The sequence below is a fragment of the Enterococcus sp. AZ188 genome (assembly GCF_050544075.1).
Lineage (GTDB): Bacteria > Bacillota > Bacilli > Lactobacillales > Enterococcaceae > Enterococcus_D > Enterococcus_D entomosocium.
The window spans coordinates 1637149-1663157 of sequence record NZ_CP172943.1 but is presented as its reverse complement, the minus strand read 5'-3'; the positions used below and the strand labels follow the sequence as shown (position 1 = coordinate 1663157).

Annotated in this window: 21 protein-coding genes; 6 read left to right on the top strand and 15 right to left on the bottom strand. The window is 42.5% G+C overall.

The window, feature by feature from the left end; genetic code table 11:
• Positions 1–4: 4 nt before the first annotated feature.
• Entirely contained in the window at positions 5–754 is a 750-nt protein-coding gene (locus tag IGI86_RS07690; protein ID WP_034872605.1) for a peptidylprolyl isomerase, read from the top strand.
• Positions 755–806: 52 nt separating this feature from the next.
• Here IGI86_RS07690 and fabZ read toward each other — a convergent pair whose 3' ends face one another.
• A complete protein-coding gene (gene fabZ / locus IGI86_RS07685; protein ID WP_005226178.1) occupies positions 807–1247 on the bottom strand; it encodes a 3-hydroxyacyl-ACP dehydratase FabZ in 441 nt (146 codons plus the stop codon).
• A 206-nt stretch (positions 1248–1453) separates the two neighbouring features.
• Here fabZ and fabI point away from each other — a divergent pair, with 206 nt between their 5' ends.
• Complete coding sequence (gene fabI / locus IGI86_RS07680) at positions 1454–2209, top strand: enoyl-ACP reductase FabI (protein WP_430617887.1); 756 nt, start codon at positions 1454–1456, stop codon at positions 2207–2209.
• A gap of 147 nt (positions 2210–2356) precedes the next feature.
• Positions 2357–3274, top strand: a complete 918-nt coding sequence (locus IGI86_RS07675; protein WP_005236101.1) for a mechanosensitive ion channel family protein — start codon at positions 2357–2359, stop codon at positions 3272–3274.
• Positions 3275–3308: 34 nt separating this feature from the next.
• Here IGI86_RS07675 and cbpB read toward each other — a convergent pair whose 3' ends face one another.
• The 8 genes from cbpB to IGI86_RS07635 form a co-directional block, all read right to left on the bottom strand.
• On the bottom strand, positions 3309–3812 hold the full coding sequence (gene cbpB / locus IGI86_RS07670; RefSeq protein ID WP_008381899.1) for a cyclic-di-AMP-binding protein CbpB: 504 nt from the start codon (positions 3810–3812) through the stop codon (positions 3309–3311).
• Positions 3813–3921: 109 nt separating this feature from the next.
• On the bottom strand, positions 3922–4434 hold the full coding sequence (locus tag IGI86_RS07665; protein WP_005236103.1) for a metallophosphoesterase: 513 nt from the start codon (positions 4432–4434) through the stop codon (positions 3922–3924).
• Complete coding sequence (gene rph / locus IGI86_RS07660; protein WP_430617886.1) at positions 4431–5783, bottom strand: ribonuclease PH; 1353 nt, start codon at positions 5781–5783, stop codon at positions 4431–4433. The genes IGI86_RS07665 and rph overlap by 4 nt, the downstream gene beginning before the upstream one ends.
• Positions 5784–6599 (bottom strand): glutamate racemase, encoded by an 816-nt coding sequence (gene racE, locus IGI86_RS07655; protein WP_008381904.1) that lies wholly within the window; start codon positions 6597–6599, stop codon positions 5784–5786. It abuts the gene before it with no gap.
• A gap of 231 nt (positions 6600–6830) precedes the next feature.
• A complete protein-coding gene (locus IGI86_RS07650) occupies positions 6831–7487 on the bottom strand; it encodes an amino acid ABC transporter permease (protein WP_005236107.1) in 657 nt (218 codons plus the stop codon).
• Between the two features lie 17 nt (positions 7488–7504).
• Positions 7505–8152 (bottom strand): amino acid ABC transporter permease, encoded by a 648-nt coding sequence (locus IGI86_RS07645; protein ID WP_005226186.1) that lies wholly within the window; start codon positions 8150–8152, stop codon positions 7505–7507.
• Positions 8153–8163: 11 nt separating this feature from the next.
• Complete coding sequence (locus IGI86_RS07640; RefSeq protein WP_008381907.1) at positions 8164–8973, bottom strand: transporter substrate-binding domain-containing protein; 810 nt, start codon at positions 8971–8973, stop codon at positions 8164–8166.
• Positions 8974–8991: 18 nt separating this feature from the next.
• Positions 8992–9729, bottom strand: a complete 738-nt coding sequence (locus IGI86_RS07635) for an amino acid ABC transporter ATP-binding protein (RefSeq protein ID WP_008381909.1) — start codon at positions 9727–9729, stop codon at positions 8992–8994.
• Positions 9730–9996: 267 nt separating this feature from the next.
• Here IGI86_RS07635 and trpS point away from each other — a divergent pair, with 267 nt between their 5' ends.
• The gene (trpS, locus tag IGI86_RS07630; protein ID WP_005236112.1) at positions 9997–11004 is read left to right on the top strand and encodes a tryptophan--tRNA ligase; all 1008 of its coding nucleotides are present in this window, start codon (positions 9997–9999) and stop codon (positions 11002–11004) included.
• 400 nt (positions 11005–11404) lie between these two features.
• On the opposite strand, the gene pheT is transcribed toward trpS, so the two are convergent.
• From pheT to lepB, 6 genes are all read right to left on the bottom strand, one after another.
• Positions 11405–13825 (bottom strand): phenylalanine--tRNA ligase subunit beta, encoded by a 2421-nt coding sequence (gene pheT, locus IGI86_RS07625; protein ID WP_430617885.1) that lies wholly within the window; start codon positions 13823–13825, stop codon positions 11405–11407.
• Positions 13826–14872, bottom strand: a complete 1047-nt coding sequence (pheS, locus tag IGI86_RS07620; protein WP_005236117.1) for a phenylalanine--tRNA ligase subunit alpha — start codon at positions 14870–14872, stop codon at positions 13826–13828.
• A gap of 357 nt (positions 14873–15229) precedes the next feature.
• Positions 15230–15550: a winged helix-turn-helix transcriptional regulator gene (locus tag IGI86_RS07615; RefSeq protein ID WP_005226192.1), complete on the bottom strand. Its 321-nt coding sequence runs from the start codon at positions 15548–15550 to the stop codon at positions 15230–15232.
• 67 nt (positions 15551–15617) lie between these two features.
• On the bottom strand, positions 15618–19295 hold the full coding sequence (gene addA, locus IGI86_RS07610) for a helicase-exonuclease AddAB subunit AddA (protein WP_430617884.1): 3678 nt from the start codon (positions 19293–19295) through the stop codon (positions 15618–15620).
• Positions 19288–22905 carry a PD-(D/E)XK nuclease family protein gene (locus IGI86_RS07605; RefSeq protein ID WP_430617883.1) on the bottom strand — a complete coding sequence of 1206 codons (3618 nt, stop codon included), beginning with the start codon at positions 22903–22905 and terminating at the stop codon, positions 19288–19290. The genes addA and IGI86_RS07605 overlap by 8 nt, the downstream gene beginning before the upstream one ends.
• 124 nt (positions 22906–23029) lie before the next feature.
• Positions 23030–23578, bottom strand: coding sequence for a signal peptidase I (gene lepB, locus IGI86_RS07600; RefSeq protein ID WP_005236123.1), 549 nt, complete (start codon positions 23576–23578; stop codon positions 23030–23032).
• A 215-nt stretch (positions 23579–23793) separates the two neighbouring features.
• Between lepB and IGI86_RS07595 the strand changes: the two genes are divergently transcribed.
• Positions 23794–25245, top strand: a complete 1452-nt coding sequence (locus IGI86_RS07595) for an NAD-dependent succinate-semialdehyde dehydrogenase (RefSeq protein ID WP_429969887.1) — start codon at positions 23794–23796, stop codon at positions 25243–25245.
• Positions 25246–25357: 112 nt separating this feature from the next.
• A complete protein-coding gene (locus tag IGI86_RS07590; protein ID WP_008381927.1) occupies positions 25358–25954 on the top strand; it encodes a nitroreductase family protein in 597 nt (198 codons plus the stop codon).
• Positions 25955–26009 lie beyond the last annotated feature (55 nt).

The following is a 26009-nucleotide window of genomic DNA, read 5'->3' as shown; positions in this document are numbered from 1 at the left end:
AAGAATGAAAAAAATCCTATTCGCACTGACAGCAGCTGCTAGCCTTTTATTATTAGCTGCTTGTACAGGTTCAAGTACCACCGATCCCTCATCAAGCAATTCGGCAGAAAGCACGTCAACCTCAGAATCCGTTGACTTGAATGCCCTGGAATTGCCGCAATTATCAACGGATGTGCAAGAGAATGAAGCCTTAGTTGAAATGGTGACGGAAGAAGGCTCAATCAAAATCAAACTTTTCCCAGAGATCGCGCCCAAAGCAGTCGAAAACTTTTTGACCCATGCCAAAGATGGTTATTATGACGGCTTGACTTTCCATCGTGTCGTAGAAGAGTTTATGATCCAAGGGGGCGACCCTAATGGTGATGGCACTGGCGGAGAAAGCATATGGGGCGAAGGATTCGGCGAAGAATACTCGAACCAGCTTTATCACTTGCGAGGCGCATTGGCAATGGCAAAATCAAGTGCGCCAAACAGCCAAGGCAGTCAATTCTACATCGTTCAAAATGATCAAGACGTATCCGACGGTCTAGCGATCCAACACTATCCTGAAAAAATCATCGAAGCCTACAAAAATGGTGGAACACCACAATTGGACGGTAGCTATACCGTTTTTGGTCAAGTGATCGAAGGCATGGATGTCGTAGATAAAATTGCGCAAGCAGAAACCCAAGACTCTGGCAATGGTGAGAATTCTCAACCGGTTGAGCCAGTGAAGATCGAAACGATCAAGGTCTTACAAGAAGCCAAAGAATAAATAAAAAAAACCGCTGAAGTCTCCGATACTCGGGAATTTCAGCGGTTTTCTTTTACTTTTGGTCGCCTACGATAAAGGTAAATTCGCACTCAGCAGCTTTTTTGCCATCCACTGTCGCTACCGCATCAGCAGTTCCAACGGAGCCTTTTATTTTGGTGATCTCAAAAACAAGTTTCATAGTATCTCCCGGAACAACTTTTTGACGGAATTTGGCTTTGTTTATGCCGCCGATATACGCCGTTCTACCTTGGAATTCCTCGGATTTCAAGATCAGGATCGATCCTGCTTGTGCCAATGTTTCTAAAATCAAGGCACCCGGCATTACTGGATTTCCCGGAAAATGACCTTGGAAAAAGTCTTCGTTGATGGTAACATTTTTCGTTGCGATAATCTTTTTGCCAGACTCGATTTCATCGACATAATCAATATATATAATTGGGTAGCGATTTGGAATCAAATCCATGACTTCTGTTTCAGTCAATAGTTTTTTCATGGTTTCCCTTCCTTGCTTAAGAATTTATTATAGTTTGATTATCAAAGTATCATAGTTCAACGGAATTCGCAACTAAATATTTATTAAGAAAAAAATAGTTTGACAATCAAACAATTATGCTTAATAATTAGAAATCAAGATAGTTTGATTTACTATTTGTCATTATACGTATTTTATTATTGTTGAATTTATTAAGGAGTGGAATTATGAGTTTTTTAACCGGTAAAAAAGTTGTCGTCATGGGCGTTGCCAACAAACGCAGTATCGCTTGGGGCTGTGCACAAGCATTAAAAGCACAAGGAGCCGAAGTGATCTACACGTATCAAAACGACCGCATGAAGAAGCCTTTAGAGCGCTTATTGGAATCTGATGAATTTGTAGTGGAGTGTGACGTCGCTAATGACGAAAGCATTGCTGCCGCCTTTGATACAATCAAAGAATATGCTGGAGAGCTCCATGGTGTCGTCCATGCCGTCGCTTATGCTAATAAAGAAGATCTTTCTGGCGATATTTTGAATATTTCTCGTGACGGTTATGCTTTGGCGCAAGACATCAGCAGTTATTCATTGATTGCTGTCACCAAATATGCCAAACCAATCTTAGCTGAAAATGCTGGAATCGTTACCCTTTCCTACTTAGGTGCCGAACGGGCAGTACCAAACTACAACATGATGGGTATTGCGAAAGCTGCTTTGGAATCAAGTGTTCGCTATTTAGCTGCCGAACTTTCACCGCAAAAGATCCGTGTCAATGCGATTTCAGCTGGCGCCATCAAAACGCTAGCAGTAACAGGTGTAAAAGACTATCAAAAACTGATCCAATTGTCAGAGGATCGAACACCAGATCATATTGGTGTAACGATCGAAGAAGTCGGCAATGCTTGTGCCTTCTTGATCAGTCCTTTATCAAGCGGGATTATCGGCGAAGTGATTTTTGTTGATAAAGGCGTTCATTTATCTTAATCAATAATTGTCATAGAAAAGTCTGCTGTTTACCTACCCGTTGGCTGAGCAGGCTTTTTCTGAAAAAAACAGGTATTTCAGAAAACCTCCTTTGCATTTCTATTTTATCTTCGTTAAAATAGATGCAGTAAGACTTGGAGGGATTTTATGAAACAACTGCTACTCGCAGCTAGCACGACCGATTCAAGTGGTTCCAGCATTACCGAACCAGCAGCTGCTCAGCTCAATGCATTGCAAAAATGGTGGGCGTCCATCGACTGGGAATCGATCATTGGTCTACTGATTCAAAAAGCATTGATGTTGCTTTTTTTATGTATCCTATTCGGTATTTTATTGAAAATAAGCAATATGATCATCGATCGGATCTATCGTTCCTATGAAAAAAAAGCCAGTTTCAATGTGAGTCGAATCAACACGATCCATACCTTGATTCGCAATACGGTTCATTACACATTAGGCTTCTTTTTTGTCTATGCACTCCTTTCAACCATCGGCGTTCCTGTAGGCTCTCTATTAGCAGGTGCCGGAGTCGTCGGTGTCGCACTTGGTTTAGGCGCCCAAGGTTTTATGAACGACTTGATTACTGGCTTCTTTATTATTACCGAGCAACAAATCAATGTTGGTGATTACGTCCGCTTGACCAATCTGACGCTTGAAGGTACGGTGACGGCCGTCGGTATTCGGACTGTTCAATTAAAATCCGTTGATGGAACCGTTCATTATATCCCAAATCGTAACATCACGACCATCAGTAATACATCCAGAGCCAATATGCAAGTCGTGGTAGACGTACGTATCTTACCATCTGAAGGCTTAGATGAAATACGTGCCATCATTGAAGAAGTCAATGAACAGATTGCTCAGCAGCATGAAGAAGAGATTCAAACGGCCCCTACGGTCTTCGGTTTAGTGGATCTAGGGAACAACAACTTTGCAATTCGTACGACCATGTATGTGACCAACGGTACGCAATGGAAAATCAAAGAGGAATTTTTGGCCGCATCGATCGATGCTTTAACTGCCAAAGGCTATACGATCCCCAATGCGCCGATCGTCGGTATTTAAAAAAGGTTATCCCGAAGCTGGGATAACCTTTTTTCTATACCACATGCAGTTCATCTGTCACCTTTGGGGCATCTTCTTTAGAAATCAGCAAATAGCGTCTTTCAATTTCGTGCGCCAAATGATTGACGGATTTTAAAATCTCTTTGCGGGTGATAATCCCAACAAAGACATTGTCATCATCAACGATCGGCAAAAATGCTTGATCTACTAACAAATGCAGCATACTTTCCAACTCATCGTTTTCTTTGATGCAATTCACATTGACTTCCATGACATCTGCCACAGTCAGCCCTTCAATATTTTCCATACTGAAGCCAGTGAGATCCATCATGCGTTCTACGATGTTTGAGAGGCTGATTAAGCCGACTAAATGGTCCTCACTATCTAGTACAGGGATCTTTGAATAGCCCACTTTTGATAAAACAAGCAATGCGTGACTCAAAGGGTGGTTATAAAATACCGATGCCACATTTTCTGCCGGCACCAAGAAATTTTCTTGGTTCTCGAGTAATATTTTTTCTACGGTCTGTCCTATCAATCTAATTGCCTCCATTTCACAGCTACTCTTCTATTTTACTTGAAAATGAGAATAGAAAGTTGAAACCTGCAAAATTATAATGAAATTTTTACTTTTTGATTCCGCTTACTTAGCGTGTGAAAACAAAAGCTAGCTCAGGGACTTTATGAAAGGAACGATCATAGTATTGGATTGCCCATTGTTCTGGCGTACTTTCGATAATCGCAAAGCTTTTGATTTGAATTTGCCCTCGCGGTTGGGAAATACTGCCGGGATTCAAGAAAAGCCGATTCCCAACTTTCTCACAAGCAATTTGATGCGTGTGACCAAACAGTGCGATCGAGGCATCGGCTTGTTGCGCTTGCAGCCCTAATTTCGTTACACCAAAACGGACATCTGCTAAGTGGCCATGAGTCATATAGATGGTGTCCAGCGGCGTTTTGATGATACGCTCATTGGGAAAACCACCGCCATAATCGCAATTGCCGCAAACGACTTGAAAAGTATCCCACAAAGGGTCTGTGTCAGGTAGTTCGGAGTCCCCACAGTGCAGGAATAAATCGACTTGATTTTCGAATTCATTTTTAAGATCAACAAGAATTTCACGATCTGAATGATTGTCACTGACAACTAAATATTTCATACATTTTCTCCTTCTAACCACTCCTGCCACTGTTCCTGCAGCTTTTTGATTGCTAGACCACGGTGGCTGACTCGGTTCTTTTCTTCTTGACTCATTTGGGCTGCGCTTTGCTCTGAACCATCAGGAATAAACAATGGATCGTAACCGAATCCATTTTCTCCACGGGGGATACGGCCGATTCTTCCCGGCCATTGAGCTTCAACCACCAAACTATCTTTTCCTGGCGCTGCGAAAACTAACGTACAGTGAAATTGAGCACTGCGCTTGTCATCTTCGACATCCGTCAATTCGTAAAGTAATTTTGCATTATTGGCAGCGTCACTTTTTTGCTCACCAGCAAATCGAGCAGAGTACACCCCTGGTCGACCCCCTAATGCATCGACTTTCAGTCCTGAGTCATCAGCTAACACCGGTATTCCCAAAATTCTGGCGATGGTTTCCGCTTTAAGGCGGGCATTTTCTTCAAAGGTGGTGCCGGTTTCTTCAACATCCGGCAAGGAAGGATAGTCTTTTAAGGTGCGGACATCGTAACCTGCTGCGCCAAATACGGCTTTAAACTCCTTGGCTTTTCCTGGATTGCCTGTAGCAATGACAATCGTTTTTTCGGGAATCTCATAAGGGGGTTCATCTGGTAAAAACAGTGCCTCTTTTTGATAGGCGATCAATTCTTCGATAGCCGTTTTTCCGTAGATCAGCATCTCATTCAACTGCTGACCATCAAAGGTCGCTTCTTCCCCAGTTCCTTGCAATTCGACAAATCGACCAGATTCCGTCATCACCAAATTCATGTCAACAGCAGCTGAAGAATCTTCTTGATAATCGAGATCAGTCACACAGGTACCATCTGGTAAGATCCCGACACTAATTGCTGCCAAATGCTCCTTGATTGGATCTTCCGTCAATGCTTTGTCACGCAACAAGGTATCGATAGCTAAACGCAACGCGACAAAAGCGCCGGTAATACTGGCTGTTCTGGTACCGCCATCCGCTTGGACGACATCACAATCGACGACGATACTACGTTCCCCTAATTTTTCTAAATCAACTACGGCTCGTAAGGAACGAGCGATCAGCCGTTGGATCTCCATCGTACGACCAGAAAGCTTGCCTTTGGCACTTTCTCGACGATTACGAGTGTTGGTCGCTCGTGGGAGCATACTGTATTCGGCTGTGATCCAGCCTTTTCCCGTATCTCGTAAAAACGGAGGGACCCGATCTTCAATCGTTGCCGAACAAATCACGGTTGTGTCACCAAAAGAGATCACAACCGATCCTTCGGGGTGTTTGTAGACGTTGGTTTGAATGTTGACTGGTCTTAACATTGTTTCTTTTCTGCCATCATGTCGCATTTAAAAGCCTCCTAAATCAGTGTGAATCGATGAGATCGTATCTAAATCAAGCCAATCATTGGCGATCTCATCAAATATTTTCGGTGAACCAGTAGTAAAGAATGCATGTTGCGGATGCGGATCGTCCTGACTCGTTGCTGCAATGGAAAAATAGTCCAACAAGGTACTGACTTCCCCCACCGTTTCTGCCCCTGAATCAATCAGCTGGATATGGGCGCCTAATTCATTTTGGATCAAAGGGCGCAATAAAGGATAATGAGTACAGCCCAGAATCACTGTATCTAACCGCTTGTTTTTCAATGGACGCAACGTTTCTGCCACGATTTTCTTGGCGACCGAGCTATGGTATTGTTTGCTTTCTACGATCGGCACAAACTTTGGGCAAGCCAAACTGACGACTGACGCATGGGGCGCTTTGCCATGAAGAGCGCGCTTGTAAGAGTCGCTTTTGATCGTTCCATTTGTTCCGATGACACCGATTCGCTGGTTTTTGCTTGCTTTGACTGCTGCTCGACTACCGGGCAGGATCACGCCAATCACCGGGATCGCTAGTTTTTCTTTGATTTCTTCAAGGGCGACCGCTGTCGCTGTATTACAAGCGATCACCAACATTTTAATGTTTTTTTCTAATAAAAAACGGGTCATTTGCCACGTATACGCGATAACTTGCTCAGCAGGTCTCGGACCATACGGGCATCTGGCTGTATCTCCCAGATAAAGAATCGATTCGTTGGGTAATTGCTTGATTGCTTCTTTGACGACCGTCAACCCACCAACACCAGAATCGATAAAACCAATTGGTCTGTTGTTTGTCATAGTTTCCATCCTTTACATGAAAAAAAGAGTTTGGTGCGTTTTTCTCTCTTATTCATTTTGGACTTTTTTTGTCTATTTTTCAAGTATTCCTTTCGTTTGCTAAAAAAGCTTTCCCAAAAAACACGAAACGGTCAAAAAGAAAAAAAGCCCCAACGATTGGCTCACAACCCACAAGTTGCACTTGCATGGGTAAAAGACCGATCGTGGGGATGATTTTGTCGATTATTCTTTTTAGTAATCGTACTGACGTTTTTCCAAAAAGCCAGAAAGCAATGATAATGCATAACAAACCAAAAAGTATAAAACAGTCATTGCCAAAAACATAGGCAAAACATAGTTTGTATTTTGACCATAAATGATTCGAGCATGATGAGTCAGCTCTGGTAAAGAAATAATCACGGCTAATGACGTATCTTTGATCAAAGAGATCAACTGACTGACGATCGCTGGCAACATCGCTTTAAATGCCTGTGGCACGACGATACTCCGCAATACTTCGACATAGCTTAGCCCTGTTGACAAACCAGCTTCCATCTGCCCTTTTGGCACAGCATTCAAACCAGCACGAAAGATTTCAGAGAGCATCGCTGATTCAAAAATCGTCAACGCCACAACCGCTGACCAAAAAATATTAAAGCGGATACCGATCTGCGGCAATGCAAAGTAAGTGAAAAAGATGATCAAGAGCAAAGGCAAGTTACGAATAACATCGATCACGACACCTAATACTTTCGAAAAGACCGGGATCGAGCTGAAGCGCAAAATGCCGGCGATCCCTCCGATAATAAAGCTAAATAAAATCGATAGGATCGACACTTCAACTGTTACCCGCAAGCCATCGATCAAGAAGCGAATGTTAATCGCTGAAAAAGCTTCAAAAAAATCCATAGTTCGTTAGCTCCTTTCTATGAGCGGACAGCCCAACGCCGTTCCAAGTAAACCATCAAATAAGACAATGGTAGGGTAATGATCAAATAGAAAAGACCAACAATGATATACGTATCGAATGTATTGAAGGTCTCACTTGCGATCAAATCCCCTTGATACATAATATCTAATCCTGCGACCATCGCCAAAATTGATGAGTTTTTAACAAGATTGATAAATTGATTGCCTAACGGCGGTACGACGATCTTAAAAGCCTGAGGCAAAATAATGTAACGCATCGCTTGGCTGTACGTAAAACCAGAAGACAAGGAAGCTTCCATCTGGCCTTTAGGAACCGTTTGAATCCCTGACCGGATCGTCTCAGCGATAAATGCCGATGTATAGATCGTTAAGCCAATCGTTCCCGCTTGAAAACCGTCAAAAGAAACCCAATACATTGGCACAACGACATAAAAGAACATCACGATGATCAATAAGGGAATATTTCTAAAAAACTCAACATACGCTTTGGCAATCCCTTTGATGAGGCGATTGTCTGACAACTGAAAAATTGCCATTAAGGTTCCGATCAAAAGACTAAAAAACAGTGCGATCAAACTCGCCATGACTGTGTATTTAAAGCCTTCAATAAACTGACCGGTATACGTTTGAAATAATTCAACCATTCAGTTTCCTCCTACTCTACTTTTCCTGATTCGTCTTCAGGGAACCACTTGTTGTATATCTCATCATAGGTTCCATCTTCACGCATTTCCCGCAAGGCTTGATTCACTGCATCAAGAAACGGCTTTTGTCCTTTATTGATGGCAATCCCATAAGGTTCTTCTGTAAAAGTTTCGCCAACTAAATGGTAATTGGGATTTTCACTCGCCATCCCTAATAAGATCGCATTATCCGTGGTCATAGCATCCCCTTGACCAGATTGTAAAGCAGTAAAGGCTTCCGCATAATTCTCAAGTTCTAAAATTTGCGCTTCTGGTGCTGCTTCACGGATGTTCACAGCTGAGGTAGAGCCTTTAACGACCAATACAGTGGTGTCTGCGGTCAAATCTTCGATCCCTTGAATAGGACTGTCTTTGGCAACTAATAAAGATTGACCTGCATCAAAGTAGACATCGGAAAAATCGACCTGTTTTTTACGTTCTTCTGTGATAGTCATCGTGGCGATGATTGCATCGATGTTGCCGTTTTTCAAAAGAGGAATCCGGGTTTTTGAGGTAACTTCAACAAAGATGGCATTGCCATCACGACCTAAAATTTTCTCAGTGATTGCACGAGCGATATCAATATCGAATCCCCGTACTTCTCTAGTCGCGATATCCATCAATCCAAAAAGACGGGTATCGTTTTTTACGCCCCAAACGATCTGATTCGTCTCTTTGCTGTTTTCTAAAATATCGATATCTGCGGCACTTTGTCCTTTACAACCTGAGAAAGTCACAAGGGCAAAGGCTAAGACTAGAAAGGAAAATATTTTCTTTCTCATAAGGGTTCCTCCTATTGCTTAATGATTTGTGACTTTACTCAAGAATTGTTTTGCACGTTCGTCTCTTGGTGCATCAAAGAATCCATCGACATCGCGCCGGTCTTCTAAGACTTGTCCTTCCGCCATAAAGACGATTCGATCTGCTACTTCACGGGCAAAGCTCATTTCATGGGTAACAACGATCATGGACATACCTTCACTGGCAATTTTTTTCATGACATCCAATACATCACCAATCATTTCTGGATCCAATGCTGACGTTGGCTCATCAAAAAGCAGCATCTCTGGTTTCATCGCAAGCCCTCTGGCAATTGCGACCCGCTGCTGTTGTCCGCCGGATAACATGGAAGGATAGGAATCTTTTTTATCTAACATCCCTACCCGATCAAGAAGTTTTTCCGCCAAATTGATGGCTTCTTGCTCATTTTGTTTTAATACTTTAATCGGTGCCAACGTAATATTTTCTAACACGGTTTTATTTGGATACAAGTTGAAATGTTGAAACACCATGCCGATGTTTTTTCTAATTTCTGTCATTTTGACATCTTTGTCAAACAAGTTCTTACCATTGACCAATAATTGACCACCTGAAATGGTTTCTAGACCATTAATCGTACGGAGCATTGTACTTTTACCAGATCCTGAAGGCCCGATAACAACAACGACCTCACCTTTTTCAAATTCAAGGTTGATGTTTTTTAATGCATGGAACTTTCCGTAATATTTCTCTACGTTCTTAAATTCGATCATTGCCATTGATTCACACTCCTAGCTTTTTTTAAAATTAAATGAGTAATTGGAAAGATTTGATTCATATTATAGCTCAATCTTTTTTCATTTGTAAAGGTTCTTTTCCAAAGTTCCCCCCTTATTTCTGAAAAGACAAGTGCTATTTTACTTTGATGTGAGGTTTTTGTCCATGAAAATTTTTCTCACCCCATCAGATCACAAGGAGAACCGGTTGTTTCTTTCGCTAAAAAAAGGTAAGATAAACCATATAACAAAGGAAAAGGTGGAAAAAAAGTGAATACGATTTTAACTGGCGACCGCCCAACTGGCAAATTGCATCTTGGCCATTATGTGGGGTCTTTAAAAAAACGGGTCGAAATGCAAGCTGACCCTGAAAATCAGCTTTATATCATGGTCGCTGACATGCAGGCACTAACAGATAATGCGAAAACACCTGAGAAGGTCTCAGCGAATATTTTAGAAGTTGCTTTGGATTATTTAGCCGTTGGATTGGATCCAGCAAAAACAACGATGTTTATTCAATCGCAAATCCCTCAGCTCTCTGAATTGACGATGTATTATCTCAATCTAGTCAGTGTTGCTCGAGTACGACGCAATCCAACCGTTAAAGCCGAAATTGAACAAAAAAAATTTGGTGAAGGCGTTCCTTCTGGTTTCTTCATCTATCCTGTCTCTCAAGCAGCGGATATCACCGCTTTTAAAGCAAATTTAGTCCCAGTCGGCGAAGATCAAAAACCAATGCTGGAACAAACGCAAGAAATCGTGCATAGTTTTAATTCTACGTATAGTGAAGTATTAGTCGAACCAAAAGCGGTTTTACCGCCAAAAGGCATGGGACGTTTAGCGGGGATCGATGGGAACGGGAAAATGAGCAAATCATTGAACAACGGCATTTACTTAGCTGATCCAGCCGATGTATTACAAAAGAAAGTGATGAGCATGTACACGGACCCAAATCACATTCATGTCAACGACCCCGGACAAGTTGAAGGCAATATGGTCTTCACTTATCTTGATGTATTTGGTACCGAAAAAGAAAAAATTGCTGAATTAAAAGAACATTACACCCGTGGTGGATTAGGCGATGTCAAAATCAAACGCTATTTGATCGATGTTCTAGAAGCCGAATTTGCACCGATTCGTGAACGCCGTGAAGCTTTTGCAAAAGATCCCGGTGAAGTGATGAACTTACTAAAACTTGGTAGTGAAAAAGCTGAACAAGTTGCCGCTCAGACGTTAGCTGAAGTCAAAAATGCAATGGGCATCAATTACTTTGCTTAAAAAAACAAGCCTTTACGGCTTGTTTTTTTGTTTACAAATCGGAATGAATTCTTTCATGCAAAACCTATGTACAAACTCTGTGTTAGATTTCACGAGAACACTTCCTCCCCAGACAGACACTTTGTGTATTTTGATTTGATGCTGTTTCTTGCGCAAAAATCGAGGAGCTGTCCTAAAAAAAAATTCATAAAACGCTGATTAGAAAATGCATTTTTTCAGCCTAGCCAGTGTTTAAAAAAGGTTGTACCAAAAAAGCTGAAATGCATTCTATAGAGAAATCTTTTAAGGCTTTCACTCAACTCCTAACATTCTTGTGTCATCTGAGCATCTATTATAATAGTAGAAAACGTTCCCCACCCAACTTCTTTGTATGGTGGAGAACGTTTTTCTACTTATTTGATTAGCGGATTTCTGCTTGAACGTTTTCTTCTAAGTTACGAGTAATTTTCGCTATTGCGTGATTGATCTCTTCATCCGTCAGGGTAGCTTCCGGATTGCTAAAGGTCAGACTGTACCCTAGAGATTTTTTACCTGCTTCAATGTTTTTCCCTTGATAAACATCGAATAAACGAATATCACTTAAGAAGCGACCTGCACTTTCACGAATGATTTCCATCACGGATTGGTTATCGATCGTTTCATCGAGCAAGAGTGCCATATCTCGGGTCACTGATGGGAACTTAGAAACTGGTTGATAGACCAATTGTTCTGTTTTAGCTGCTAACAACTGATCTAAGTTCAATTCAGCAACATAGGTTTCACTCACTTCGTAGGCTTTGGCGATCGATGGGTGGACTTGTCCCAAGAAGCCGATTTCTAGGTCATCTAGTAAGATCATTGCCGTACGCCCAGGATGCATCTCTTTGATATCTGCCGTTTTTTGATAACGAATACGGTCGGTTAATACCAACGAATCAAAAAGATTTTCTAAAATGCCTTTCAAATGGAAGAAATCAACTTTTTGAGCTTGGGTTTGCCAGTCTTTCTCATGGATATTTCCTGTCAATGCTAGCCCTAAGTGATTGACTTCTGTTGGCAGTTCGTGTTTACTGTCGCCCGTTTGATAGAAGACGCGACCAATTTCATATAAAGCAACACGATTGTTTTTACGTGCCAAATTGTACGCAACGTCGTCTAACAAACCTGAAATCAGATTCAAGCGCAAGACGGCACGCTCTTCGGTCATTGGCCAATCCAATCGAGTCACTTGGCTCGATTTATCCGTAAATTGTTGCGCCTTCTCTTCCGTTGTCAAAGCATAGCTGATGGCTTCACTGACCCCGTTGCCTTCCAAAAGAGTCCGAACTTCTCTAGTCAGACGTTGCGCTTTGGTTAAATGACCGGCAACCGTTTCTCCTTGCGGTAAAGTCGATGGCAAACGATCATAACCGTAAATACGCGCCACTTCTTCAATGATATCTGCTTCGATCGTAATATCCCAACGACGAGGTGGGACTGAAACAATATAGCTGTCTGCTTCTTGACGATGACCAAAGCCTAATGCATCAAAGATTTCTTGCACTTCTTCATCAGTGATTTCTGTGCCTAAATAGCTATTGATCCGTGCTAAAGTAATCGCAACCTCCACAGGTTCTACTGCTACTTGGGAACCTATTACTGCCTCTTTTAAGACCGTTCCGCCAGCAAGTTCCGCAATCAGTGCTGCTGCTGCATCACAAGCTTTTGCAACCGTTGCTTGGTTGATCCCTTTTTCAAAACGAGCGGATGATTCGCTTCTTAAATTGAATTTTTTCGAAGTCAAACGAATCGCTAATGGATCGAACAAGGCCGCTTCTAAAGCGACTGTGGTCGTCGTTTCCGTGATTTCAGAATCAAGACCTCCCATGACGCCTGCGAGCGCAACTGGTGTCGTTCCGTTGGTGATAACGATGTCTTCTGGGGAAAGCTGACGAGTTTCTCCATCTAAGGTAACCAGGCTTTCATTTTCTTTGCCGCGACGTACCAGTATTTCCTTGCTGTCTAGCTTTTGATAATCAAAAGCATGCAATGGTTGACCAAATAACAGTAAGATATAATTCGTCACGTCCACGACATTATTGATTGGACGAATGCCTTCATTCATCAAGCGATTTTGCAGCCATTGTGGACTTGGGGCGATCGTTACGCCATCAATGATTCGAATTTGGTAGGCGGGTGCATCCGTTACTTCAGTGACCTTCACCTGAATTTTATCGGCAGCAGCTACTTCACTTTCGGTAAGCGCAATTTCAGGAAACTTCGGTGTTTGCCGATAGATTGCACCGACTTCATAAGCAACCCCCCGCATGCTCAACGCATCCGCACGATTCGGAGTGATCGATAATTCGATAATGTGATCATCCATATCAAGATAAGGAAAAACCGGTGATCCTGGTTCTGCTTCTGCTGGTAAATAATAAATTCCTTCTGCGTATTCTTTGGGAATCACGCTATCGGCATATCCCAACTCTTGCAACGAACAAATCATGCCGTTGGAAACTTCTCCCCGCATCTTGCCCTTTTTGATTTTTACGTTGCCCGCGATTCGAGAGCCTGGTAATGCCACGATGACTTTGATGCCGCTTTTGACATTCGGCGCACCACAAACGATCTGTGAGTCTTCATCCTCGCCAATATTTACTTGGCAAATTGATAGATGATCAGAATCTGGATGTGGTCGGCAGTCGGTCACTTCTCCGACAACGATTTTTTTTAAACCCTCTTCAGGCACGTCAATACCTTCGACTTCGATCCCCGTCACTGACATTTTATCCGCCAGCTCTTTGGGTGTGATCTCAGACAGATCAAGGTATTCATTTAACCATTTGTATGATACTAACATTTATTGTTCCCCCTTGAACTGGCGAATGAAACGCACATCATTTTGATAGAATTGGCGAATGTCGTTCACGCCGTAGCGCAGCATTGCCACTCGATCAGGACCTAAACCAAAAGCAAATCCTGAATATTGGGTTGGATCGATCCCTGACATTTCTAAGACGTTAGGATGCACCATTCCAGCACCGAGGATCTCGATCCAGCCAGTTTGTTTACAAACATTACAACCGGCACCACCGCACTTGAAGCAGCTGACATCGACTTCGACCGATGGTTCTGTGAAAGGGAAATAGCTTGGTCGCAAGCGAATTTGGCGATCTTCCCCAAACATTTTTTGCATCATGACTTCTAAGGTTCCTTTTAAGTCACCCATCGTAATATTCTTATCGATTACCAAACCTTCAATTTGATGGAATTGGTGGCTATGGGTCGCATCATCTGTGTCACGACGGAAAACTTTCCCGGGTGAGATCATCCGCAGCGGCCCTTTAGAAAAATCATGAGTCTCCATTGTTCTCGCTTGCACTGGTGACGTATGGGTTCGAATCAGCACTTCCTCTGAAATATAAAAAGTATCTTGCATGTCTCTGGCTGGATGATCCTTTGGCAGATTCATCCGTTCGAAGTTGTAATGATCTTTTTCCACTTCGTAACCTTCGACTACTTGGTAGCCCATACCAACAAAGATATCTTCGATTTCTTCCATGATTTGCGTTAGCACATGGCGTGTTCCTCGGTCCATCTTTTTACCAGGCAACGTCACGTCGATGGATTCTTCAGCAAGAGCTTTTTCCAAGTTTGCTGCTTCGATAGACGTCTTGGCTTCTTCGATCGCTTCTGTCAAGATATCACGAATCTCGTTGGCATAGCTCCCCACCTTCGGCCGTTCTTCCGCAGAAAGATCTTTCATTCCCCGCAGAACTTCTGTTATGGGACCTTTTTTTCCAAGCACTTCCACTCGAATCTGATTTAAGTCATTCATGGTTGGACTTTCTTTGATTTTAAGCAATGTCGTTTCCTTCAATGCTTCTAATTTCTCTTGTAAAGACATGTATTTCCTCCTTCTATGCTGTGAATAGTGTAAGAATAAAAAGACTGGATTGACTGAATAAAGTGAGTATCATTCGTATAAAGACAAAAAAAGACATCATCCCTTAAAAAGGAACGACGTCTCGTGTTACCATCCTCATTCGCGAAAAAAACCGCGCACTCACTTCGGCTAACGACAGCAAAACTGCCGACTGACTGTAATCAGCAAGCTCCAGAAGTGAAATTCATTTTTCGAATACAGGACTTGCTTTCAGTCTGTGACAAGTCTCCCTTTTTCTGATTCAGCCAAATTACTAGTTTCTATCAACGCTTTTTATCTATTCATTTAAGCTTAGTTTACCTAATTTCCGGTGAGAAATCAACTGCATTCTTCCTCACGCACCCAGGTTTCTGCCCAACGCTTCACACTCATCATACTCTTTTCAAGAGCAATACCTCTTGGCGTCAAGCAGTAAAGATTGTTTTCTTTGCAGACAATTTCTTCCCGCTCTAATTCTTTCAAGCGTTCGACTAACACCCGATCACTCACTTGAGGAATCTTGTTTGCTAACTCAACAAATCTTTGTTTGCCGTCTTCAAGAAGGACATCAATGATCAAGCCGTTCCACTTTTTGCCTAAAATAGAAAAAGCTTTTTCAAATTTAGGACAAAGGGCGTAATCCGATTCTACTTTTATCATTCTCCATCACCTCTTTTACCTATTATAGCATATGACTTACGAATTGTAAGAAACTAGGATCGATCAGCTAGAATGCCACGATCATTTTAGGTTTTAACAGCACTAAATAGGTCTGTTTCACTGGTTTGTTCAATGCTTTCTCCAATGCTTGGCAGTAGAGTTTCAATTGACCATAATATCGTTCGCGCATTTTCTTTTCAATCTGAGCCTGACTGCCGAAAACATCATCTGTTTTAAAGTCATATAAAATGATTTCATCCGCCAATTCAATATAGCCGTCGATAATACCATGGATCAAAAGCGGCGCATCTGGTTCGTCAAACCCTTCAAAGATCGTATCAGCCTCTTTTAGCATCGAAAACGGCTGCTCCCGCTTGACCACATCAGAGGATCGGTTCAGCAGTTCACCTAGTTCAGTTTGATAAAACCACAAAATGCTCGATCGGTCAATTTTTTTGGCGATTTCTTCAGAAAAAAATTGCTTTTTCACGAGTTCAGCAATCAGGAGCTCCAAAGTATCTTGTGTTGGCGTCATTCCTAATGGAATCATTTGCAAAACCGTATGTGTTGCTGTCCCGATACTGCTGGCGAGAGGCTTCGTTTCCTGCAGAAATTTTGGTTTCGCCAATTCATCCTGTACGTAGCGATATTGCTGAGGATTCGTCTTCTCGGAAACCGACCGCCATTCCAACAAAGTGGTCTGTTGATCATCGGGATCGTTATAGAGTCTTTTCAATTCTGATACAGATTGATAACTAGTCGTTTGGGTCGCTTTTTGATAAGGATAGCGATATGCTAGGCGTTTCAAAAGATCATCGATATTGCTATCTGGCGCAAGCAATCGTTTAGACTCCTCGACTGGCACAAGGGTCTCTTGGACTTGTTGCGTGATCGTTTCTTGATTCCACCATGACAGACGAAAATGAGCAGGATGATCGATCGTCCGCTTGCGCTCTGACGCTTCAGAGAATACTGCTTCCATATCTGGATGGCGCATCAGGGTCCGTCCGACCCAATCCATCAAGCTCCCCCGGGCAACAAGCCGTAATGCAGGATCAAGAACCATCTCGGCTTGTGTCAGGCCAGATTGCCAAGTCTTAAAGGCATCCGCTTGATTTTTATAGGAGCCCACTAAGAAAAGCTTCTGCTCTGCTCGTGTCAATGCTACGTATAATTTTCGCATTTCTTCTGACAAGGCTTTTTTCAAACGAACTTGCTTGATGGCTTGAAACGGCAGTGTCTCAAATTTAAGGTTTTCTGCTGGATTCACATATTGGATCCCAGCCCCCAGCTGTTCTTCAAAGATATAGCGTTTTTGAAAATCTTGGTAGTTAAAGAATTTTGTTGTATCCAGTAAGAACACAACAGGGAATTCCAAGCCTTTACTTGCATGGACGGTCATCACTCGAACGGCATCTTCTACAGGAGTAGCCACAGGCTCCGCCAAATCTTTGTTTTTTTCTTGCATTTTTTCGATGAAGCGAATGAATTGGTACAAACCACGGAAACTGCTCTTTTCGTATTTTTCGGCTCTGTGGATCAATGCCACTAAATTTGCATAACGCTGCTGTCCTGCAGGAAGTCCCACAACATAATCCAAGTAAGCAGTATCTTCATAGATTTGCCATAATAAGGTCGGGATCGGTAATCTGCGTGCTTCTTCGCGCCATTGATTTAGTTTGGCTAAAAACCCATCCACCGTTTGCCACAAGGGTGACTCTTCTTGTTGAACATGATAATCCAATACTGCATCATAGTAGTCGCTGGAACGATTTGCTAAACGGATCTCAGCCAATTGATCTTCTGTTAGGCCGACGATTGGCGAACGCAAGACCGCCACAAGGGGGATATCTTGGTACGGATTGTCAATGATTTGCAGCAAAGAAACGACGGTTTGGATTTCCGTTGCCTGAAAATAGTTTTGAGCATCATTCACCGCCATCGGAATCCCAAACTGCTTAAAGACATCTAAAATGACAAGATTGTTTTTACGTGTAGGGGTCAATAAGACGATATCGTTGTAAGTGATTGGTCGATTTGCTTTGGCTTTTTTGTCATAGATCATGAATTTTGATTCAATCAACTCTCGAATCTTCAATGCAGTAATCTGCATTTCACCCTCTGTTTTGTCATCGATCAATTGTTCTTCGGATTCATGCTCTTTTTCATATAACAAGAGCTCTGTGGCAAAGGCGTCGCTTTCTGGAAAATGAGGAAAACCGGTAATCAAGGCTGCCGCCTCATCATAAGGGATTTGTCCAACCCGTTCATCCATCAGCTGTTGAAAAACTAGATTCGTAAAATCCAATACGTCGGAGCGAGAACGGAAATTTTCTGCTAAGACGATTCTCCGCCCACCATTCTCCGTTTCAAATGCCAAGTATTTTTCGATAAATAGCGTCGGATCTGCTAGTCGAAACGAATAGATCGACTGCTTTACATCCCCCACCATAAACATGTTGCCGGGGTTATGATCGACTTGTCTCACCCAATATAAAATTGCCTCTTGCAGCCGATTGACGTCTTGATATTCATCGACTAAAACTTCTTCAAAGCGATCACGATAATAGGTCGACGCTTCACTTCCACTACCGTCTCCTTGTAAAATCTGCAAGGTGAAATGTTCCAAATCATTAAAGTCTAAACGGCCTTTTGAAAGTTTCCTTTCTTGGAATGCTTTCATAAACGCTTCGGTCATAGCTGCCATTTTTTCAACGACAGGTGCGGACCGATGAAGCAGCTCCATCATTTCAGCCGGTGGGTATGGAAAGGCCGCTTTCAATTGCTCAACCAATTTTTTCGCATCATCTCGCAAAGGTTTAATTTCTTGAGAGAGTTCCTTTTGTTCTGGTTTGCGAAAAGCTGGGTAGCGAGCAAAACGCAACACTTGGATTTGCTCATAGAAGCCATCAACATCGTCTGAATCAAGCAGAGCCTTTAAGGTTTCCACCATTCCTAATTCGGTATCGATCAATAGTGCCGCTTTTTCCATCTCTTCATCAGAACGGGCATAGTCTTGCGCCGCCTGCAGCAAATGCGCCGCTGTCTTCAAGTTTTCTTGCAAAGTCGGCTTGATTTGCGATTGGTACAGGGTATTTTCAGCAAAGGTTTCTTTGCCGATATAGTGATCACTTAGATGAGCTAACCAGTTTACTGGATCCGGATTTGCTCGGGCAAAGTCATAAAGAGACAGGATCAGATCCCCGACGCCTTCATCGGAACGATCACTAGAAAAATTTTCCGTCAAACGAAAGAACGCTTCATCATTGGCTTCATATTGTTGATCTCTCAGCTGTGTCCAGATTTCTTCTTTCATCAATAACATTTCGGTTTCATCAGTCATCATGCGGAAATTTGGATCTAAATCGATCAAATAATAAAAACGCCGAATCACAGTTAAACAAAACGCATGCAAGGTAGAAATGTTAGCTGTCGGCAATAGCTGCAGCTGACGGACGAAGTGCTGGCGCTTTTGCTCGTCACTTTCTTGATTGATGGCCTGCTGCAATGCCGCTTGAATCCGTTCTTTCATTTCTCGAGCAGCTGCTTCGGTAAAGGTCACGATCAGTAAAGAATCGATCGTCGTTCCTGCTTTTAGCTTTTCAATCACTCGCCGAACCAAAACGGTGGTTTTACCTGAACCCGCTGAAGCGGAAACGAGGATATTATCCCCTTTATCAAAAATGGCTTGCCATTGGGTATCCGTAAAGGTTTCATTTTGCGGTTTTAAAGGGATCTTACTCATCTTCTTCCTCCCTTAAGCGATGGATAATCTCATCTTTAGATAAGTTTTCTAAACGGTGGTACTCATTTTCTTTCAATAATACATCAAAGTCACAGATGCTGCGAAACGGACAAAACTCACACGCCCTTTTTTTGTCTTTTAATTTATAAGACGGGTTTAAGGCGATTTCACCGCTCAACAGCTTCTCACCACTTTGTTGCATATTTTTCCGATTGTGTTTTCTTAATAGTTCAAGCTCTTCTTCTGTATAAAACTTGTTTTTCGCCTGTGTTGTTTTTTGATAATTGCCGTTTTTGTCTTTCCGAACAGGAAATACCGGCGAATTTTTGCTGGCTTCAACTTCCTCATCGAGTAACGGGAAAACAGCCGGTTCGTCAATAAACAACCCGTCATACTTGAAACGTTTTAAACGTTCTTCTTCACTGGCTTCTTGTCCGTCCAAAAGCGGATTATGCACATGCAGATAATATGCCCCCGCTGGTCGAACCTTTGGCGAACCAACCAGTTGGACAGCATCCGTCAATGCGACGTCGAGATACGTGATCAACTGCATCGCAAGTCCGTAGTAGGCTTCAGAAAGGTCAAAATCTCGGCTGCTAGATTTATAGTCAACAACGGAAAGCCATTGTTCTTCTTCCGTTTTCGCCGTATCGACACGATCAATCTTCCCCCGCACATGTAGTTTCCCGCCAGAACTTAATGGTAATTCGATCCCGTTAATCCCATTTGAGCCAGCGATCTGGCCGAACAGCACCTCCGTCTTTTCAGGACTAAAATGCATTTTTTGTCCTTGTTTCGCTAATGCCCACGCTACTCGCTGAATCGTCTTGCCTAATTGATACCGAATAAAATTCATCCGAGCAGAACTCGTCAGTAAGCGATAACGGCTTTCGCCAAAAATTTCCTGCAAAACGACTTCCACAAATTGCACGCGTTGGTCAGCAGTTAACTGCGTCAAGGAAATATTTTCAGCAATTAGGACTTTGACAAAGCGGTCCAACGCATCATGGAAAAACTCACCGGTCATTGCTGGATTTAAGCCATAAACTTCCCGTTCTTTTAACCGTAATCCGTAGCTGACGAAATACTTGTATTCACACTGATAGAACGTCTCCATCTGAGAAATGGAGCTGTAGATCGACGGGCCATATAGCGCCGCAGCTTGTGCTTGAGACAAAGGAATCGGAATATTTTGATGGGTTTGGCTTTCAAATACTTGGGCAGCTAAATCTGTCCATTCCGAACGTAACAGCGCTTGTTTCAGTTGCTCCCACACTCGAGGCAAATTCTCTTTGTTTTTTTGCGCTTGCTGACTGAGATTATTGATTTGGTAGATCAGGCCACGATAACTGCCAACATAGTCTCTCGGGTCACTGACTAGCGTCAAGATCCCCCGCTCTTGCAGTGGTACATCCAAATGCTTGACCACGCGGTCTAAATAAGGCGACATCTTGATGTTTTGCTGTGTATCAAAATTAACGGCATAGGACAGTGATAAGTGCTCTGTCGCTGAAAGCAAGACAGAATAAAAGGCAAATGGTTCTTTGACACTGCCTTCCACCACTGTATCTCTAAGGTATTTTTCACCATTAAATAACTGATTGAAATGCTGACGTTCTTCATTCGTCAACAATGTTTTATTTTCCATTTTTCTTGGCAAAGCCGTTTCATTCAATCCCGGTGCAAATGTGATCTTCGCTTGTTTCGGACGTGCCAAATCAAGGCGGTTGATGTTGACTTGGTCGATCGCTGTTGGGATCTTTCCGAATGTGACATTTTCTAAGCCAGTCAATAAGACATCTTCAAAGAGCGCAAAATCAAAGGGCTCATCTCCATAGATCGTGGCATACTCATCCAGCAGATCCATTAAAGCTTGCCATGCTTGTTCATGATTGCGGGCTTGATCTAATTTTCCTTGTTGGATTGCCTGGTCTCGCCAATGCCTCAGCTGTTGCTCGACACCCGCATTCAGTAAAAAGCGATACAGCAGTTCTACGGCATCTCGATTTGTTCTAGCTGCTGTCAGCCAGTCTAGAGTATCAGCAACATCTTGTTTAAAGGCCCTGCGCAACTGGTTGGTATACGCTGTCAAATCCACTTTATCCGTCTGCTCTTCTTCCGATTGTAAATACTCAATCAGTTCCCAATCTTCGTTTCTCGTCCAACTTGCTCCTTGGAAATCATGAGCCAGCGCTTTGTTCTCGGTAATATCCACCAACTTACGAAACTGGTCACGCCCAACAAGCCAATCTGCTTCGGAGCGATAGGCTGCCGGTAAGTAAAGTTCCGTTCTAAGCAACCGTAAAATATCATTTAAGCGAAAACCATACGATTGGCAAGCAAAAAAAGCATTCAAAAACTCAACCAATGGATGTTGCGCCATCATCTGCTCTTCATCGATATAAAAAGGAATCTCAAACTCAGTAAAAATTTTAGGAATATACTGATGATAGACTTCTGGTTCGGCGATCAGTAATTGGATATCACGATACCGTAATGTTGGGTACCGTTTCTTATCACTCATCCTCCCGCGGATCGACGCTGCGATTTGACGAATCTCTTCTTCGGGATTCCCAACTTTCCAGACAGCCAAGAAGTCTTTGACGGACGTCTGCTGATGATAATTGGCTTGTGATTGGGTCTGCCGCCAAAAAGTTTCTACTTCCTTGTATGCCTGCGGGATCGATCCCTCGTCTTCTTTGTCCACCTCTTGGTTGACGGAAAGTTTCTGATCTAAGTAAATGTTCACTTGATTGTCACGAGCAAAACTGATCAACTGATAATAGGTCCGTCCTGCTTCGTAAAATAAATTCAATGGCGTGGGCATCTCTTGTGGGTACCCGCGATCCAAAATAAGATCAATCACTACATGACTTCTCTTCATCAGTACTTGAATCAACTGTTGCTCTTGTGTTGAAAAAGCGGAGAAACCGCTGATAATAAATAAGGCGTGGGAAAGATCTGGCGCTTTGTTCAAAGAAACAGTGGTTGGCATTGCATGATCCACCGAGGAATCGCCCAGCAAGGAACCTTCCAGAAAGCGTGTCAGTAAGGTGATCGGTTGTTCGACTTGCAAGGCACGCTCTAGAAGTTCTTGTTCAAATCGTTGAAAAATTATCGCTAATTCACTGTATTTTTTTTCTTCGTCTTGGGTTGCGCTTGGTGCAGCACCACCTGCTAATAAATCTTCGATCCCCAATCGACTTGTATGCATTTCTTGATAGAAAGCCAACAATTGTTGGATAAAACCCGCTTTGTTGATCTCACCACGGTATAAGACGAGTTCTTCTTCTAGTTCCAAAAGCAGCTTACGCATGATCATGGAGGCACCATTTTCAGTGATGGCATTTTGAGAAAGCAAGCCGGTTTGCTGCAGATAAAACCAAGCCAAACGGTGAAAACTATACACTTGCGCGCGAATAGAAGCAAAATCTTCTACGCGATCCTCTTTCAGTAATTGAAGGATCTCGCGCTCTCGTTCAAATTTGTTGTAGTTAGGTACCAGGAAAAATACTTCTTGATGGTCTTTTTCTAACCAGCTTTTTGCATTTTCTATCACTGCTTGATCATGACGACAACGGCCATCGCCAAGAATAAATCGTAAACTCATGAAAGGACTCCTTCTCTCCATCGTCTTTTAAAAAAATCCACTAAAAAATCAGCGACACGCTTTTTCGAATGCGTCTTTATTTTTAAGAGACTCTCCTTAAAAACAAAATAACAATCGCAGAATTTCATTCTTTGCCTACCATACCAAAATCGGCAATTGGCCAGAAAACAAATTTTACATCCCCCAAAATTGTTGATTCATCGATCAGACCTAATTGACGACTATCTTTGGAAATTCGACGGTTATCCCCTAACACTAAAATTTGACCTTCAGGAATGACTTCAACACCAAATAACCCCATATCAAAATCACTAGTCAACGGAAAGCCATCTGCGACAGCTGCTTTGAATTCATCCAAGTAGGGTTCATCATATGCTTGTCCATTGATATAAAGGGTATCGTTTTGATAGGAAACCTGGTCGCCAGGTAATCCGATTACGCGTTTGATATAGTTTTTGCCTGCTTCATCCGGTGCTTCAAACGTTATGATATCGAAACGTTCGATCTCGGTATTTTTCAAAGCAATCACCCGCTCACCATCATGTAATGTGGGGTCCATCGAATCTCCTTTTACGATCACAGGGGTAAAGACATACTGTCTTAATAACAAGAGGAATAAAGTAAAGATCACGACAAATCCTACTGTTTTTAAAAGCTCTTTTACTTGTTGCACGCGTCCCTCACTCCTTGAATGTTTTAACTATATTTTCCAAGAATCGAACAAACATTCTTATTTTTCTATTCTACCATAAAATGAAAGGAGCAGGACATCTCCTCTCTGGTTCTTTATGAAAATTTGGGGAATCATTGGACTTGCGTATGAATTGTCATCTTATCTAATCCGTGCTACGGTTGAAATAGAACCCATTATTGAAAGGAAGTGCCAAAATGAACCAACAGTTACCACAAGTGCCCACGAAGTTATTGATTGACGGAAAATGGCTTGAAGGAACAAAAGAGTCGGTTTCGGTTACCAATCCTGCCACTAATGAAGAACTGGTAAAAGTCAGCCAAGGAGGCATCGATGAAACAAAGCAAGCGATCGATGCCGCCGCGAAAGTCTTCACAGATTGGTCAAAACGTTCGCCTCGAGAACGAGCCGATTTGATGAACAAGATTGCTGATTTAATGGAACAAGAAAGCGACCGTTTGGCAAAAATTATGAGCATGGAACAAGGAAAACCATTAAAGGAGGCAGAGGCAGAAATCCAATCCAACGTAGACAATTTCCGTTGGAATGCTGCCGAAGCACAACGGGTCTACGGCGAAGTGATTCCAGCTCCTGCACACAATCATTGGCTGGTGCGAAAAGAAGCCATCGGTGTTGTTGGTGCGATCACGCCTTGGAACTTTCCTTCCAATATGATTGCTCGAAAAATCGCTCCTGCCATGGCAGTTGGCTGTACCCTTGTTATGAAACCATCTAAAGAAACACCCCTATCAGCATTGGCTTTAGGTGAACTTTTTCAACAAGCGGGCCTTCCTGACGGAGTCGTCAATATCGTCTTAGGGGATTCTTCTGAAATCGGGAAAGAATTGACTGAGAACAAACAAGTCAAAAAAATCACCTTTACCGGCTCCACGAAAGTTGGGATGAAATTATACGAACAAGCTGCACCAACTCTGAAAAAAGTTTCATTGGAGTTAGGCGGCCATGCCCCGTTTCTTGTTTTTGCTGATGCTGATTTAGATTTAGCTGCTGAAAAATTAATTGCAGCAAAATTCCGCAACAACGGTCAGGTCTGTACATCCCCCAATCGAATTTTTGTCGAAGAATCCATCAAAGAAGCCTTTACTAAAAAGCTATTAGGGCAAATGGAAGCCGTAACTGTTGGTAATGGTTTAGAGAACCCCACCGTTGGTCCTTTGATCAATCAAGCAGGCGTTAAAAAAATCATCGACCAGCTGGAAGACGCGGTAAATAAAGGGGCTAAAGTCTTATTCGGTGGGAAGAAGCTTACTGAAGGTGAATACGAAAAAGGCAACTTCTTTGCACCAACGGTCATCGACGGCATCACTCCTGACATGACTATTTACTATGAAGAAACCTTTGGACCCGTGATTCCATTGATCTCATTTACGGATCGACAAGCAGTCATCGCTGCGGCAAATGATACGGAATTTGGATTAGCCTCTTACTTCTTTTCAACGAATCTGCAAACAATCTCGGATGTAGCCCAAAACCTCCAATATGGGATGGTTGGGGTCAATGACATTGCGATCTCAAACCCGGCGGCTCCCTTCGGCGGCGTCAAACATTCCGGTTTTGGTCGTGAAAACGGCAAATATGGTCCTGAAGAATACGTGACTGTCAAATTTATCGCCATTGATGCCCAGTAAGAAAAAAAGTCAGGCGCGTTTGCCTGACTTTTTTCTTACAAAGCATTTTGTTTTACTAACATTAAGTAAGAATGTATACTTCATTCTATGACAATAGAAAAGGTGGAATACTATGACAAAATTTCTTGATACGATCAAACAGCGCCGTTCAATCTATGGATTAGGCAAAGATGTTTCACTCTCAGATACAGAAATCGAAGCCATCGTGAAAGAAGCAGTAAAAAACAGTCCAACTGCTTTTAACGCACAATCGCCACGTGCCGTGATTTTATTTGGCGATGCCCACGAAAAATTATGGACGTTAACGGAGGTTGCTTTAGAACCATTGACACCACCGGAGGCGTTTGAAGCAACGAAACAAAAACTTGCTGGCTTTAAAGCAGGTTATGGAACCGTTCTATTCTTTATTCACACAGATACCGTTAAGAACTTGCAAGACCAATTTGCCCTTTATGCAGATAACTTCCCGGTCTGGGCAGAACAATCGAATGGGATTGCCCAAGCGAATGTTTGGGTAGCTTTAGAAGAAGCCGGATTAGGCGCCAACTTACAACATTATAATCCAGTAATTGATGATGCTGTTGTAGCTGAATGGTCAATTCCTGAAAATTGGCAGCTGCGGGCCCAATTAGTTTTTGGTTCAAAACAAAGCGAACCAAATGAAAAAGAATTTTTAAATGATGACGAACGTTTCCGCGTTTTCCATTAAAAACGATTCCCGATTTTAAAAAAAAGACCCTTGATTACGGCCACATACGGCAGCA